Origin of the sequence: Achromobacter ruhlandii (assembly GCF_002082135.1) — a bacterium.
Lineage (GTDB): Bacteria > Pseudomonadota > Gammaproteobacteria > Burkholderiales > Burkholderiaceae_B > Achromobacter > Achromobacter ruhlandii.
Genome location: NZ_CP017433.1, coordinates 586,115 through 599,252, shown reverse-complemented (window position 1 = coordinate 599,252; position 13,138 = coordinate 586,115). Strand labels below are relative to the sequence as shown.

18 protein-coding genes are annotated in these 13,138 nt (G+C 68.5%); all 18 read right to left on the bottom strand.

The window, feature by feature from the left end:
- Window positions 1-669 (bottom strand): type III secretion system export apparatus subunit SctR, encoded by a 669-nt coding sequence (gene sctR / locus AruCF_RS02705; RefSeq protein ID WP_049071239.1) that lies wholly within the window; start codon window positions 667-669, stop codon window positions 1-3.
- Window positions 666-1,745, bottom strand: a complete 1,080-nt coding sequence (gene sctQ, locus AruCF_RS02700) for a type III secretion system cytoplasmic ring protein SctQ (protein ID WP_049077444.1) — start codon at window positions 1,743-1,745, stop codon at window positions 666-668. Before sctQ ends, sctR begins: the two co-directional genes overlap by 4 nt.
- A gap of 12 nt (window positions 1,746-1,757) precedes the next feature.
- Entirely contained in the window at window positions 1,758-2,318 is a 561-nt protein-coding gene (locus AruCF_RS02695) for a hypothetical protein (protein WP_049071237.1), read from the bottom strand.
- A complete protein-coding gene (locus tag AruCF_RS02690; protein ID WP_049071235.1) occupies window positions 2,315-2,821 on the bottom strand; it encodes a type III secretion protein in 507 nt (168 codons plus the stop codon). Before AruCF_RS02690 ends, AruCF_RS02695 begins: the two co-directional genes overlap by 4 nt.
- Complete coding sequence (gene sctN / locus AruCF_RS02685; RefSeq protein ID WP_049071234.1) at window positions 2,818-4,149, bottom strand: type III secretion system ATPase SctN; 1,332 nt, start codon at window positions 4,147-4,149, stop codon at window positions 2,818-2,820. Before sctN ends, AruCF_RS02690 begins: the two co-directional genes overlap by 4 nt.
- A gap of 2 nt (window positions 4,150-4,151) precedes the next feature.
- On the bottom strand, window positions 4,152-4,802 hold the full coding sequence (locus AruCF_RS02680; RefSeq protein ID WP_080977311.1) for an HrpE/YscL family type III secretion apparatus protein: 651 nt from the start codon (window positions 4,800-4,802) through the stop codon (window positions 4,152-4,154).
- On the bottom strand, window positions 4,772-5,428 hold the full coding sequence (locus AruCF_RS02675; RefSeq protein ID WP_049071231.1) for a SctK family type III secretion system sorting platform protein: 657 nt from the start codon (window positions 5,426-5,428) through the stop codon (window positions 4,772-4,774). The genes AruCF_RS02680 and AruCF_RS02675 overlap by 31 nt, the downstream gene beginning before the upstream one ends.
- 2 nt (window positions 5,429-5,430) lie before the next feature.
- Window positions 5,431-6,276, bottom strand: coding sequence for a type III secretion system inner membrane ring lipoprotein SctJ (gene sctJ, locus AruCF_RS02670; protein WP_049071229.1), 846 nt, complete (start codon window positions 6,274-6,276; stop codon window positions 5,431-5,433).
- Complete coding sequence (gene sctI, locus AruCF_RS02665; RefSeq protein WP_049071227.1) at window positions 6,276-6,692, bottom strand: type III secretion system inner rod subunit SctI; 417 nt, start codon at window positions 6,690-6,692, stop codon at window positions 6,276-6,278. Before sctI ends, sctJ begins: the two co-directional genes overlap by 1 nt.
- Window positions 6,693-6,703: 11 nt before the next feature.
- Window positions 6,704-7,096 (bottom strand): hypothetical protein, encoded by a 393-nt coding sequence (locus AruCF_RS02660; protein ID WP_231891649.1) that lies wholly within the window; start codon window positions 7,094-7,096, stop codon window positions 6,704-6,706.
- 69 nt (window positions 7,097-7,165) lie between these two features.
- Window positions 7,166-7,645, bottom strand: coding sequence for a SycD/LcrH family type III secretion system chaperone (locus AruCF_RS02655; RefSeq protein WP_269449578.1), 480 nt, complete (start codon window positions 7,643-7,645; stop codon window positions 7,166-7,168).
- Window positions 7,646-7,671: 26 nt separating this feature from the next.
- The gene (gene sctE, locus AruCF_RS02650) at window positions 7,672-9,018 is read right to left on the bottom strand and encodes a type III secretion system translocon subunit SseC family protein (RefSeq protein WP_167385867.1); all 1,347 of its coding nucleotides are present in this window, start codon (window positions 9,016-9,018) and stop codon (window positions 7,672-7,674) included.
- Window positions 8,981-9,802 carry a type III secretion system translocon subunit SctB gene (gene sctB, locus AruCF_RS02645; RefSeq protein ID WP_049071221.1) on the bottom strand — a complete coding sequence of 274 codons (822 nt, stop codon included), beginning with the start codon at window positions 9,800-9,802 and terminating at the stop codon, window positions 8,981-8,983. The genes sctE and sctB overlap by 38 nt, the downstream gene beginning before the upstream one ends.
- A 1-nt stretch (window position 9,803) precedes the next feature.
- Window positions 9,804-10,307, bottom strand: a complete 504-nt coding sequence (locus AruCF_RS02640) for a SycD/LcrH family type III secretion system chaperone (protein ID WP_049071219.1) — start codon at window positions 10,305-10,307, stop codon at window positions 9,804-9,806.
- 25 nt (window positions 10,308-10,332) lie between these two features.
- Complete coding sequence (locus tag AruCF_RS02635) at window positions 10,333-10,644, bottom strand: hypothetical protein (protein ID WP_049071217.1); 312 nt, start codon at window positions 10,642-10,644, stop codon at window positions 10,333-10,335.
- A 37-nt stretch (window positions 10,645-10,681) separates the two neighbouring features.
- Window positions 10,682-11,278: a hypothetical protein gene (locus AruCF_RS02630; RefSeq protein ID WP_053085988.1), complete on the bottom strand. Its 597-nt coding sequence runs from the start codon at window positions 11,276-11,278 to the stop codon at window positions 10,682-10,684.
- Window positions 11,279-11,362: 84 nt separating this feature from the next.
- Window positions 11,363-12,166 (bottom strand): hypothetical protein, encoded by an 804-nt coding sequence (locus tag AruCF_RS02625; protein ID WP_139122230.1) that lies wholly within the window; start codon window positions 12,164-12,166, stop codon window positions 11,363-11,365.
- A 21-nt stretch (window positions 12,167-12,187) separates the two neighbouring features.
- Window positions 12,188-12,913: a hypothetical protein gene (locus tag AruCF_RS02620; RefSeq protein ID WP_232732940.1), complete on the bottom strand. Its 726-nt coding sequence runs from the start codon at window positions 12,911-12,913 to the stop codon at window positions 12,188-12,190.
- Between the last annotated feature and the right edge of the window lie 225 nt (window positions 12,914-13,138).

Below are 13,138 nucleotides of genomic sequence, written 5' to 3'. Positions count from 1 at the left end.
TCAGGTATAGGACAGCACCAGGCCCTGGATCAGCCGCGTCCAACCGTCGACCATGACGAACAGGAACAGCTTCAGGGGCATGGAAATCGTGACCGGCGACACCATCATCATGCCCATCGCCAGCAGGATGTTGGAGACGATCAGGTCGATGATGACGAACGGCAGATACAGCAGGAAGCCAATCTGGAACGCGGCGGTCAGCTCCGACAGCAGGAACGACGGGATCAGCACCAGCAGGTCGTCTTCCTTGAGGTTGCGGGCCTGCTGCTCGCCCCACAGGCCGCGCGCGGTGCGCAGGAAGAAATCGCGCTGCTCCGCGCGGCTGTTCTTGAGCATGAAGGCGCGCATGGGCTCGGCGCCGCGCGCCACCGCGTCCAGGATGCCTTCGAGCCGGTCCGGCTCCGGCGTGCCCGGCGCCACCGCCGCCGGCGGGGCGCGCAGTTCGTCGCCGATCTGCATCACCACCGGCCCCATGACGTAGGCGGACAGGATCAGCGCCAGCCCGTACAGCGCCATGTTGGGCGGCACCTGCTGCACGCCCAGGGCATTGCGCACCAGCGTCAGCACCACCGCGATCTTCAGGAACGAGGTGGTCATGACCGCGGCCAGCGGCACCAGCGCCAGCAGCGCCAGGACGACCGCCAGGCTGATCGGATCCGCGCCGCTCATGCGCCCGCCTTGCCCAGCCGATGCAGCGTGACGCCGATGCGGCCGTCGATCTCGACCAGCTCGCCGCTGCCCACCAGCGCGCCGTTGGCGCGCACCAGCACCGGGCCATCGGCCAGCGGCCGCGCCAGGTCGAAGGTCTCGCCGGGTTGCAGTTGCCGCAGCTCGCCCAACGTAATCTGGCGTTCGCCCAGCTCGAACGTCAGTCGGACGGGGATGGCGTCGATATCGAGCGGTGTCTGGGCGCCCGCTTCGGCGTCCTGCGGCGGTTGCGGCGTCTCGGTCATGAGGGAAGTCCAGCCTTGGGTAACGAGGTATGAGGAATCCTGGCGGCGCACGCGCAGCCCCTGGCCGCCGGCGCCCAGCCACAGTTCGCCGTCGGGCGACACCAGATAGTGGTCGAGAAAAAGGGTGTCGCGCGGCGCCAGCCCGCGCAGTTCGGCGGCGCCCAGGTCGGTCCAGCCCAGGCAGGCGGCGATGCGCACCGGCACGGCATCGGTATCGATCTCATTGGCCGTCGGCGTGGCGCGGCCGACCAGGCCGGCCAGCAGCATCAGACCCAGCCCATCCGCCGCCAGCGTGGCGTAGATCGTCTCGCCGCTGGCGGGATGGCGCGCGGCCAGCGTCCAGTCATGCGCCAGCGCCGGCGCGGGGGTATCGCGGCCCACCACCCGCAGCGGACCGCCGGGCGATGCCTCGCCCAGCCCCGCGACCACTTCGGCCAACAGCGTCTCGATGGCGGCCGATGCCAGGGCCGGCGGCAATTCGCCCGCGTCCAGGTCCGGCAACCGCGCCGCCAGCCAGGCCGCGGCGGCACCCGCTGGCAGGCCCAGGCGCAACCGCGCGCCGGCCCATTCCAGGTCCGCCGACAGCGTGGCCGACTGCCGCAAGGCGTCGGGCACCCCGGGCGTAAAGCCCAGGCGCCAGCGTGTGGGCTCGGCATCGCCGCCGGCCAGCGGCGCCAGGGTGACCGCCAGATCGGCGCCGTGGCGGGCCACCAGCGAACGCGCGCGGGCCTCGTTGCCGGACAGGCGCGGCAAGGGCAGCGGGGACGGAGAGAGAAGCGTGCTTTCGGTCATGGGTTCCAGCAATCAACGGAGCGGCGCGTCGGCGTCGGTCTCCGCCAGGCAGGGGTCTTCCGGGTCGTCGGTGGCGACGCGCACGCGTGTCGGCCGGCCCAGGCTCTCGGCCAATTGTTCGGCCAGCGGCCGGGCCAGGGCAGTGAGGCGTTCGCGCGAGGTTTCGATGGCGCAGATGAAATCGGCGATCACGCGTCCTTCGGCCTCGTAGACCGACACGCTCACCCCCGGCAACACCTCGTCCTTCAATTCCACCCGCACCTGGCGCCGGCCCTGGCTGCCATCGGCCACCAGCAACTGCTCGGCGCTGCCCAGCAGGGCCTCGGCCAGCGCCCGGGACGGCCCGTCGGCGGGCGGGGCGGCATCGCCGCGCACAGCGCCGAACAGCGAAAACGGCGTGGGCGCCGCGGGCGGGGCCGGACGCGGGTCGTCGCCGTCTCGCGCCAGGGCCTGCTCGAATGCGCGGCGATCGGCATCGCTGGCCTGGCGGCCAGCCGCCTGCCCGTCCGACTGGGTCAACCCCGAACCCTGGGCAATCGCGGTGTCCAGGCCGATGCGTCGGTCGATGCTCATACCGGCTCGAACTCCTCGTGCTGCTCCCAGTCCTCGCGGTCGCGCGATAGCGATGCGGCCTCTTCCATCTCCATGTCTTCCTTGTGCTCCAGTGCCTTCAGGTGCTCGGCCAGGTGAATGCTGGCCAGTTCCACGAACTTGCCCGTCAGGCGCACCGCCTGCTGATGCTGGTCGCGGCGCTCGGCCAGCGCCTGGGCTTCGTCGCGCAGGCGTTGCGCGGCCTGGTCCAGCGCCTGCTCGCGCTGGCGCTCGCCTTCGCGCAGGCCAGCCACGCCCTGCAGCACGCTCTCGATCTCGCGCACCCGCACCACCCGGCTGCACAGGTCGCGGTACATGGCGCGCTCACGCCGCTCCGACTCATCGCGGAAATCCGCCAGCGCTTGCTCGGACGCCTGGCGCTCGGCCTCGGCCTCGGCGTGCCGCAGGCGCTGGCGCGACACCGCGATCTCGGCCTGGCCTTCGCGAAAGCGCTTGATGGCGAGCAATTCGTCGAACACGCTCATGCCGACCCCACGATGCCGGTCATCTGCGCCAACGCCTCGGGCAGCGTGGCCCGCTCATCGGTGCGCTGCCGCAGGAACTGATTGATCGCGCCGATCTTGTCGATGGCCTCGTCCGTCACGGCGTCGCCGCCGCGCTTGTATTCGCCGATCTTCACCAGCAGCTCGACTTCCTGGTACTTGGCCATCAACTCGCGCAGCCGGCCGGCGGCGCGTTTGTGCTCGGGCGTGATGACCGCGTTCATGACGCGACTGGCGGAGGCCAGCACGTCGATCGCCGGATAGTGGTTGGCCGCGCCCAGCTTGCGCGACAGCACGATGTGGCCGTCGAGGATGGAGCGGGTCTCGTCGGCGATGGGCTCGGTCATGTCGTCGCCCTCCACCAGCACGGTGTACAGCGCGGTGATCGAGCCGTGTTCGTTCATGCCGGCGCGCTCCATCAGCTTGGGCAGCGTGGCGAATACCGATGGCGGATAACCGCGGCGGGTCGGCGGTTCACCGGCGGCCAGGCCGATCTCGCGCTGGGCGCGCGCAAAACGCGTCACCGAGTCCATCAGGAACAGCACGCGCTTGCCCTGGTCGCGGAAGTATTCGGCGATGGCCGTGGCCACGTAGGCGGCCTTGGCCCGCTCCATCGACGACTTGTCGCTGGTGGCGCAGACGATCACGCTCTTGCGCCGGCCTTCGCGGCCCAGCTCGTGCTCCAGGAATTCACGCACTTCGCGGCCACGTTCGCCGATCAGCGCCACCACCGTCACGTCCACCGCCGCGCCCTTGACCAGCATGCCCATCAGCGTCGATTTGCCGCCCCCGGCGGCCGCGAAAATGCCCATGCGCTGGCCTTCGCCGCAGGTCAACACGCTGTCCAGCGCACGCACGCCCAGTTCCAGCGGTTGCGAAATGATGCGGCGCTTGAGCGGATCGGGCGCTTCGGCGAACACGGGGTAGAACTTGCTGGCCTCCAGCGGCCCCAGCTCGGCCTCGTCCAGCGGCCGGCCCAGCCCATCCAGCACGCGGCCCAGCAGGCCCGGCCCCACGGGCACCATGTGGGCGCGGCCGGTGGGGATGACCTCGGTGGCGGTGGAAATGCCGTACATGTCGCCGATCGGCGTGAGCAGCGCGGCGTCGCGGGCGAATCCGACCACCTCGCCCTTCATCTCGAAGTTCTCGCCGGGATTGCGCAGGATGCAGACCTCGCCCACCTTCACCGACGGCACCACCGCCTTGATGATGGTGCCGATCACCTGGGTCACGCGGCCCTTGATGCGCAGCGTCGGCGTGTCCTGCAGCGCCAGCTCCATCATTTCGGAGATGTAGTCGAACTGGCGCATCGCTAGACCCGGCTTCCCAAGGTGCGCTGGAAGGCCTGGCGCAGCGCCTGGATCTGCCCTTCCAGGCTGGCCTCGACCATGCCGATCTCGCTTTCCAGGATGCAGGCGCCGCGCGCCAGCCGGCCGTCGGCCAGGATGTCAAGGTAGCCGACACCCGGATACGCGGCCAGCAGGTCGTTGATCTGCTCGCGCACCGTATCGACCTCGGCCGGATTCAGGCGCAGGGTCATCTGCTTCTGGTTGCGCACCACCGCCAGGGCGTTGCGCACCACCACCATGACCTTCTCACGATCGTCGAAGCCATCGACCACCTTGCGCACGGCCGACATCACCAGTTCCACCATCTCGTTCTCGACGCCGGCGAAATACTCGACCGTGCGGCCGACGGTTTCGATCATCTTCTCGGCCTGGTCCAGCAGCGCCGTTTCGTGGCCCTCGTCATAGCCGCGCTGGCGCTCGGCCTCGAATGCCGCCTGGGCGCCGCCGATGATCTCATCGGCGCGCGCCCGCGCCTGCGCCAGCAACTGCCCGGCGTCGGCCCAGGCCAGATGTTCGGCGGCGCGCAGCACGCGCGCGGCGGGATCGACGCGGCCCGCGCCGCCCTCGTCCGCCTGGCGCGGGGTCAGCGGATCGCGGGGAATGAGGAAAGCCATGAGGAATCCGTTTGCTTGAGCAGGGACAGGCCCAGCGCCAGCGCCTGCGGCGCGGGCAGCGGCGCCGGCGGCGTGGGCTGGTCGGGCAGTTTCAATTCGGCCCGCAACGCCAGTTCGGGGCCGGCGCCGCTCAGGGCGGCGCGCAAGGCGCCCAGGCCCAGCGTGTCCACCGCGGCGGTGGTTTCGGCCAGGGTCCAGCCGGCGCTATCGGGCAGGCCGCCGTGCAGGCCGGCGGCGGCGCGGCGCGTGAAGTCGAGCAGTTCCGCGCCGAAATGGGCGATCAGCGTCCGCACCTCGTCACCGGCAATGGCGCGGCGCAAGCGCGGACCGCACAGCACCGCGCCCAGGCGTCGGGCGCACTGCGCCAGCGCATCCGGCGCCAGCAACGCCAGCGCCAGCTCGGGCCGCGCCGCATCGACCACCGGGCGCTGGCGCAGCCCGAGCGCGTCGAGGATCTCGCGCGACCAATGCCGATGCCAGGCCGGCGCCAACGCCGGCGCCGCGGCGATCACCGCAAGCGCCGCGGGCGGCGCATAGGTCGCGTGGCGGCTCGGATGCAGGGTACGGCTGGGCAGCTGGTTGAAAGCCACCAGTCCCCGCTCCAGCAGCGCCGATGCGGACGCCATCGCTAGCGCGCCTCGGCCACGGGTTCGCGGCGTTCGGGCCGGCCGCGGCCGGGCACGCCATAGCGCCACAGCACATAGCCCAGGGCGCCGGCCAGCGCCAGCACCAGCAGAACCAGCAGCGCCAGCCACGCCAGCAGCGTGGCGGACGATCCTTCCCCGACTTCCAGGCCCAGCACCTGGCGCGTGGCGGCGCCGGCGGCCGACGCCGGAGCGGCCGGTTGCGCCGACACCAGCGCGATCGAAACCCGGTCTTCCGTCAGCCCGGGAATCGCGTGCGTCACCAGCTTGCGGATCTGCGGTTGCAAGGCGTCGAGGTTGTAGCCCGTCTGGTGCTTGATGAACACGGCGGCGGTCGACGGCGTGGTGTTCTCGCCCACGCCGCCGCGCTCGGGCAGCACCACGTGCACCCGCGCGGCCAGCACGCCATCCATCTGCGACAGCGTGTTGGTCAGCTCCTGCGACAGGGCATAGATATAGCGGGCGCGCTCTTCCAGGGGCGACGACACCAGCCCTTCCTTGCGGAAGATCTGTCCCATGCCGTCGAAACGCTCGCGCGGCAGGCCGCGGGCCCGCAGGATATCGAGCGCGCGCGCCACCTGCTGGCCATCCACCGACACCGCCACGCCGGTCTTGGTGGTGGCCTTCTGCGCGGCGATGCCCGCGTCCAGCAGCACCGACAGCACCTCGTTGGCCTCGCTTTCGTTGGCGGCCGAGAACAATTCCACGCGCGAGCCGCAGGCGGCCAGCAGCAGCGCCAGGCACAGCAGCAGCCAGCGCAGGCGCGGCAGCGCCCCGGCCGGGCCAGGGCCGCGCGGCGCCGCGAGAGGCAGGGTTGTAGCGGCGTGCATTAGGACATCCTGACGAGCGAATCGATGTTCTGCGTGGTGCGCGAGACGGCCTTGCCGACCAGCTCGTACTGCACCGACACCTGCACCAGGTCGGCCTGCAACCGCAGCATGTCGGCGATGGCCGGCGCCGACGACATGGCGTCCAGGCGGCCCGAGATGTTCTGCCACTTTTCCGAATACTCGGTGGTGGTGCTGCGCAGGCTGGCCAGGATCTGGTTGCCAAGCGTGGCTGGCGCGGCGTCGACCGCGGGCGTGAAGGCAGTCTGCAGCGCGGCCTGCAGGCCGGTCAGCGCGGGCGCGCCGGCTTCGGGCGCGGCCATCAATTGCGCGAAGCGTTGCGTGACCAGCTCGGACGGCGCGGTCTTTATCGTGTCCAGCACGGGCGCCATTGCGGCGGAAAGCGCGGTGATCTCCATGATTTTCCTAGCTAAAACGTGTCGTTGTTCATCTCGTTCCGCAACCCCAGCAGCGAACGCGCCAGCGCGGCGCCTTCGTCACCGGCCGCGCCCTGCGCGCAAGCCTGCAGCACGCGCGTGCTCTCGGCCTTGCGGCCAGCCAGTTGCAGGGCCAGGCCGCGCCAGGCCGCCAACAGCGCGCGCTCGCCCGCGGCGCTGGCCTCTCCCTGCTCCAGCAGACGCACCGCCTCGTCCGCGCTACCTGCGTTCAGGCGCGCCACTGCCAGCCCCAGCCACGGATAGGCACGCCCCGGCCGAAGGGCGCGCAACGCCTGGAAGATGGCGTCGGCATGAGGCACGTCGCCGCGACCGGCGGCCAGAAATCCCACTTCGGCCAGGATGCGTGCGTCATCCGCATCAAGCACAAAAGCCGTCTCACCCGAGACGGCTGTTGCCGCGCCTGCGCCCGCCCTATCGATCATTGCATTCCCGTCTCACGAGGAGGCTCCTTTTCCCGTCAACACCAGCAGACTCGCCGCGCGCGCCCCCAATTGGGCGTAGGCGTCGTCGTCCTGGGCGGCGGCCGCCACCAATTGCAACGATTCGCGCGCGGCCTCGGCCTGCCCCAATGCCAGTTGGCATTCCGCCACGCGCAGCGTCGCTTCGGGCGCCAGCGGAAACAGCACGCCGACCAATGAATGGATCCGGATCGCTTCTTCGTAGCGTGCCTGCATCTGCAGGCACAGGGCCAGTCCCGCCAGGTAGTGCTTGCGGGTGGGACCGTACTGCGACAGAAAGGCGAACAACGGCAGCGCCTGGGCGTATTGGGCCTGCGCCACATGCGCATAGGCCATGGCGTAGATCACCTCGAGCTGGTCGGCCGTGAGCCGCTGGCTGGCCGGCAAGGCCGCCAGGCCGTCATACAGCTGCTGCCCGAAGGCGCTGCGCGAAGTCGCGGATGAGGTTTGGGACACGTGGTTTGCTCCGATATTGACGCCAGTCAGACCATGGCGCGCTTGCCGATATTGGCGGTGACCTGACTCATGCTGTCGGCCGCCGCATTAATCATCTTGCTGACCATCTGCATCGATTCGTCCATGGCCTGCATCACGCTCTTGATCTTCTCGCGGTCCTCCTCCATCGAAGCCTGCAGCTTGACCAGCAGCGCCTCCAGCGCTTTCTTGTCGGCCAGCACCTTGTCGGCAGCCTCCTGCGCCTGCGCCGACTTGATGGTCTCGGCGCCCGTGATGACCTGCCCCGCCCCCTTTGCCACCGCCGCGGCGCCCGACGCCACCTGGCCCGCGGTCTTGACGCTGTCGGCCACGGTGCGCGCCGTTTGCGAACCGACATTGGCGGCCGCGTTGGCGCCAGCGGACACCGCCCCCGCGCCGAACGAAGCCACCGCCATCACCACTCCGACCGTAATCGTCGCGGCCAGACCGACCGCCATCGCGATATAGCCCGCGGTCTGCGGATCGGCTCCCGCGACGACCGCGATGGCGCCAGCCATCTTGCCCAAGGCACCCGGCTCGATCAGGATGGCGCCGGTCATCAGCATCGCGGCGCCGGCAACGATGTTGCCAATCTTCTCGGCCAGCTCCGGTTCCACGCCGAACGCCTGCAACAGCTTGCTCACCACCTGGGTGACCAGATTGCTGATGCTGATTTCAGGGCCGCCGCACTCGGCCGATATCTGATTGGCCAGCAGACTGACCGCCCCCGCCACCGCGATGGCCGCGAGCGTCACCATGACCGGGCCGGCCGCGCCGCCCGTGACGGCCGTGGCCGCCACCGCCGCCACCACCATCAGCGCCGCCGCGATCGCGGCCACGATGGCGCCAATCCAGCCGAAGATCTTTCCCAGGATGCCGCCCTTCTCTGCCTCCTTGCTCTTCTGGATCCATTCGTCGACCTTGCGCGCCTGCTCCTCGTTGTTCTTGGCCTGCTCGATGCGGTTGTTTTCGATGTTTTCCTTGGCGCTGCGCAACTGCGCATCCTGCGTCTTGCCTTGCAGGGCGCGCAGCAGATCGACCATTTCGGCGGCAGAGAATTCACGGGCCGGCGGCGCGATGGCCGGCTTGCCGTTGGCGTTGGTCACGCCATCTCCGCCGCCGCTGCGGGCCTGCGCCACACTGGAGGCCCACTGCGATGCCAACGCGGCCAGGTCAAGCCCGCTGGCGGCGCGCAGGGCGGCCTCGGCCGCCGCGCCAGCGGCGGCTCCAGCGCCGGACGGCTCCAGCGTCGGTGTCAATCCGGCATTGACGGTCGATGGGCGGATGTCCATGGTGTCGGTTCCTCTTCTGACGGACTCAGAGATTGCGGGCGATGCCGCGATTGGTCTCGCCACGGCTCTGCTCGATCGCGCCGAGCTTGTCGCGGATGTCGCGGATGACGTCCATCATCTGCTGCATCATGTCATTGGCATGCTGCGCGCCGGACTCGGCCACCTTGGCCTGGGCCTCCAGCTGGGCCCTGGCGGCATCGGCCTCGCCCGCCTTGCGGTCATAGGCAGCCTGGACAATGCCGCCGACACCTCCGGCCATGCCGCTCAAGCCTTGGCCAATGCCGGAGGAATTGCTGGCAAAGCCATCCAGCCTGGCCTGCGTGACGGTCTGCTGCGCGGTCAACGGACTGGAGGTGGTGGTCATGCGGGCCGAGGCGCCCATGGCCGCCACGCCAGCGGCGCCGACGCCCGCCTGCAACGCGCCTCCCACGATCTGACTGATGCCTTGCGCCAGCGCGCCCTTGAAGCGCTCCTCCGCCGCTTCCTTGATCTTGTCGGCCGCGGCCAGCAGCGACTGTGTCTGCGCATCCAGCGATGCGGCGCGATCGGCCCGGGCCGCGTTGCGCTGTTCCTGCGATATCTTCTGCAGCAACGCCATCACCGCATACATATCGGTGTCGGCATTGGCCATCAGTTTGTTCAGCGCGTCGGCGGCGCCGGCAAAGGCGCCGCTCGCCGGCGGTGGCAGACCCAGCGCGGCCAGCTTGTCGGCCGCGCCCCCCTTGCCAATGAACTGCGCGGGGTCCAGCGCGGTGTAACCGGGAGCCGTCGCCTTGGCGGCTTCCGCGCCGGCCAGCGGGTCGAGCAACGCCGGGTTGATGCCGGCCGAATTATTGACGTTGATCATCTCAATTCTCCTTGGCGCCGCGCGCCGCCAACAGATCGCGCAAGCCTCGCGCACGCTCGGCCAGCGCGGCATGGCGATCCGGTTTGCACATGGCCAGCGCCAGGTCGCAGGATTGCAGGGCGGCCGCGGGCTGGCCCATTTCCAGCAGGCATTGCGCGGCATGGAACACGGGCGCCGGCTCCAGCGGATCGAGCAGTGTCGCGGCCATGTATTGCTGCAACGCGTCGGCATGCTTGCCCATGGCCTGGGCCGCGGCCCCCAGGGCCACGAGATAGCGATGCTCGGTGTGGTCCAGAGTCACCAGGTAGGCCAGCACCTTGAGGGCATCGGCATAGCGCCCCTTCTCATACAGGCCGTAGCCCAGCGCATAGAGCGCCTCGCATTCATCGGCGGTCATGCCCTTGAGCTGGCGCAGGCTGCCCCCGCGGGCCATCTGGTCGACGATCTGGTCTTGCAGCGCTGCATATTCCTCGCCGGTCATCGGCGCCTGGGCGGCGGTATTCATCACGGGCTCCCGGAGACGTCAGGCGTCAGACCATCGTGCGCGGACGCTTGACCGGCGCGCCTGGCGCGCGCGGCGTGGTGCGCTGGCGGGCGTAGGCGGCTTCCTGCTCGACTTCGCGGTCGACAGCCTCCATGTCCTGGCGGAACAACGCCTCGGCCTCCTGGCGCTGGCGCTCGTCCATCGGTTGCGCCTGCAGCGTGGCGCGCACCTTGTCGGGATCCAGCCCGAGCTTGCGCAGGTTGTCGTCCGATGCTTCGATTGACCGCTGGGCCTCGCGCACGGCGGCTTCTGCGCGTTCGATGAGGTCCTGGATGTTCTGGTCTTGGGTGTCGGCCATTGCCGTTCTCCGGATTGCGAGCGGGTGGAAAGGAGATTCAGCGCATATTGCCGATGATCGACGAACGGCTGTCCTGCATCTTCTTGATGAAGTTGGTCATGGTGTCGAAGGCTTCATTGCGCTTGTTCGACAGGCTCTGCAGGCGCAGCATGTCCATCTGCTGGCTGTTGCTGGCCGAGTCGAGCTTGCTCTTGAGGTCCGGGATCGCCTTCTCCAGGCCTTCGCGGGTCGGCATGCCGGTCACGTTCGCGCCGACGACATTGCCGGCGGCGTCCTTGATCGGCGTGGCCGTCACCGGCGCCGGGTCCATGCCCAGCTTGAACGCCTGGGTGGCATATTCGGTGGCCAGCGTCTTGTTGGTGGGCGTGCCCGCGCCTTCGCTGACCTTGTCGCCCGGCTTGGCGTCCTTGGAGTCCAGCGTGCCCTTCATGCCGTTCAGCTTGGCCTGCATATCGTTCAGCGCGCCGGTAAGCTCGTTGCGCTTCTGCACTTCCTCGATCTGGCTCTTGAGCTGGCTGTCCAGCAGCTTGGTACGCTCGGTCTGCACCATCATCAGGGCGGTCTCGATATCCATGCCGGAGATATCGGTCATGTTGATGGCGCCGACGCCGGCGGGGTTCATATTCACGCTCATGGGAGAGGCTCCTGGTCCGGGCGAATCGCCTGGTTTCGATGTTGCGGTTGGCCGACTATGCAGCGTAAGTAACGGAACCGGGCGTCAGGTTCCACGAATCTTTTCGGAAATCGCCATCCGGCTGTCCTGCATCTTCCTGATGTAGTTGGTCAGCATGTCGGCGGACTCATTGCGGCGGTTCATCAGCGCCTGCAGCCGCAGCAGCTGGTCCTGTTGCAGATTCGAAGCCTCGTCGATGGCGCCCTGGACCCGGGTCACCGCTTTGCGCAATTCGCCATATTCCGAGTCGTAGCGGATGCCGCCCGGGCAACGATTAAGGGTTTGCCCGGGGTAGTCGGGCGTCATGAAACCGTCGTGGCCCGCCATCCGGTCGACAAGTTGCGCGGCCAGCAAGTGGCCGCGCAGGTCTGCCTTGTCGCGCCACTGCTCCAGCAGATGGGCCTGCTCCGAAGGCAAATAGGCACGGGCAAAGTCTTTCATGTCGCCCATGTGGCCGAACAGGCGCCAGGTATTGCTGTCGGAGGCGAATCCCAGGTTGATGCCGGCCTCCGCCGCCGCCCGGTTGATGCGGTCGGCCTGGCGATAGCTCCAGCCGCCGCTGGCGTCATCCCATTCCTTGTCGTACTTGGCGCCCGCATTGAACTGCGCCTGCACCGCTTTCAGGCCGGCCTGCACGATGTTGAGCAACTCCAGGCGCCGGTTCAGCGCGCGTAATTCCTGGATCTGCGTCTCGACCTGCTTGTCCAGCAGACGGGCGCGCTCGCCCTGCACGCTGAGCATCGCGGTCTCCTGGTCGGCGCCCACCAGGTCAGCGCCGCGCACGCCGCTGGAACTCTCCAGGCCTACGCCTCCCAGGCTGGGCTGACTGGCATTGGCTGCTCCGACCATAATCCGCCCCCTTTTATTTCATCACCGCATGTTGCCGAGAATCGAAGAACGGCTCTCCTGCATCTTCTTGATGAAGTTGGTCATGACATCGAAGGCCTCATTGCGCTTGCCCGTCAGCCCTTGCAGCCGCAGCATTTCCATCTGCTGGGTATTGCTCAGGTTATCGAGCGAGCTCTTGATCTCGTTGACCGCCTGCTTGTTGGCATCGATGGCCTTGCCGTTGCTGGCCACCTGGGCCTCGAGCGCCGAGATCTTGGCGCCGAGCTGGTCGACGAACCCCTGCACCACGCGCCCCTTTGCATCCATGGTGCCGTTGCGATCGACGTCGCGGGGCGCATCGTCGCCGCTGGGAATCGTCAGCCCGGCCGCCTTGATCTGGTCCAGCGTGGCGTGCGAAAGCGCCTTATCATCGCCTTGCCCCCAGGACAGCCCGTACCAGCCCTCGGGGTTGGGACACTTGCTCGCCGACAGGCGGCCCTGCAGGTCCTTGAGCTGGTCAATCTGCCCCTGCAGCGCCACGTTGGACGACTCCAGCTTCAGGCTATCGGCGTTCTTGGCGTTCATGGCCTCGTTCAAGCCGGCCATCTGCGCATTGCGGCCATTGACCGAATCCAGCTGTTGGCGCAAGGCGTCCTCCAGCATCTGCGAGCGCTGGGTCTGCACCGCCATCAATGCGGTCTCCAGATCCATGCTGGACAGGTCCATGCCCGCAACGCCCCCCACTCCCACTCCGGAAACCGTAGCCATTCCTTTCTCCTTGATCGACCGTCCTCGTCGACACACGACAGCCGGACGGCACGGGTTAACCCTGAAACGCCTTGCGGCCTGGCCGAACTCCGTGGAATCCGCGGCCTGCCCGTGTACGTAACCGCCGCCGTGCCAGGGTTCCATGCAAAGAAGATGGAACTTTCCCCGCCCATCCGTTACTACCCCTGACTGTGCGCGGCCTTCGTCCGCCGTTCCTCGCGCCTT

What these genes read in the sequence shown, in the direction of transcription:
- sctR (WP_049071239.1), bottom strand. Translation starts at nt 669, where the DNA reads ATGAGCGGCGCGGATCCGATCAGCCTGGCGGTCGTCCTGGCGCTGCTG.
- sctQ (WP_049077444.1), bottom strand. Translation starts at nt 1,745, where the DNA reads ATGACCGAAAGCACGCTTCTCTCTCCGTCCCCGCTGCCCTTGCCGCGC.
- AruCF_RS02695 (WP_049071237.1), bottom strand. Translation starts at nt 2,318, where the DNA reads ATGAGCATCGACCGACGCATCGGCCTGGACACCGCGATTGCCCAGGGT.
- AruCF_RS02690 (WP_049071235.1), bottom strand. Translation starts at nt 2,821, where the DNA reads ATGAGCGTGTTCGACGAATTGCTCGCCATCAAGCGCTTTCGCGAAGGC.
- sctN (WP_049071234.1), bottom strand. Translation starts at nt 4,149, where the DNA reads ATGCGCCAGTTCGACTACATCTCCGAAATGATGGAGCTGGCGCTGCAG.
- AruCF_RS02680 (WP_080977311.1), bottom strand. Translation starts at nt 4,802, where the DNA reads ATGGCTTTCCTCATTCCCCGCGATCCGCTGACCCCGCGCCAGGCGGAC.
- AruCF_RS02675 (WP_049071231.1), bottom strand. Translation starts at nt 5,428, where the DNA reads ATGGCGTCCGCATCGGCGCTGCTGGAGCGGGGACTGGTGGCTTTCAAC.
- sctJ (WP_049071229.1), bottom strand. Translation starts at nt 6,276, where the DNA reads ATGCACGCCGCTACAACCCTGCCTCTCGCGGCGCCGCGCGGCCCTGGC.
- sctI (WP_049071227.1), bottom strand. Translation starts at nt 6,692, where the DNA reads ATGGAGATCACCGCGCTTTCCGCCGCAATGGCGCCCGTGCTGGACACG.
- sctB (WP_049071221.1), bottom strand. Translation starts at nt 9,802, where the DNA reads ATGATCAACGTCAATAATTCGGCCGGCATCAACCCGGCGTTGCTCGAC.
- AruCF_RS02640 (WP_049071219.1), bottom strand. Translation starts at nt 10,307, where the DNA reads ATGAATACCGCCGCCCAGGCGCCGATGACCGGCGAGGAATATGCAGCG.
- AruCF_RS02635 (WP_049071217.1), bottom strand. Translation starts at nt 10,644, where the DNA reads ATGGCCGACACCCAAGACCAGAACATCCAGGACCTCATCGAACGCGCA.
- AruCF_RS02630 (WP_053085988.1), bottom strand. Translation starts at nt 11,278, where the DNA reads ATGAGCGTGAATATGAACCCCGCCGGCGTCGGCGCCATCAACATGACC.
- AruCF_RS02625 (WP_139122230.1), bottom strand. Translation starts at nt 12,166, where the DNA reads ATGGTCGGAGCAGCCAATGCCAGTCAGCCCAGCCTGGGAGGCGTAGGC.
- AruCF_RS02620 (WP_232732940.1), bottom strand. Translation starts at nt 12,913, where the DNA reads ATGGCTACGGTTTCCGGAGTGGGAGTGGGGGGCGTTGCGGGCATGGAC.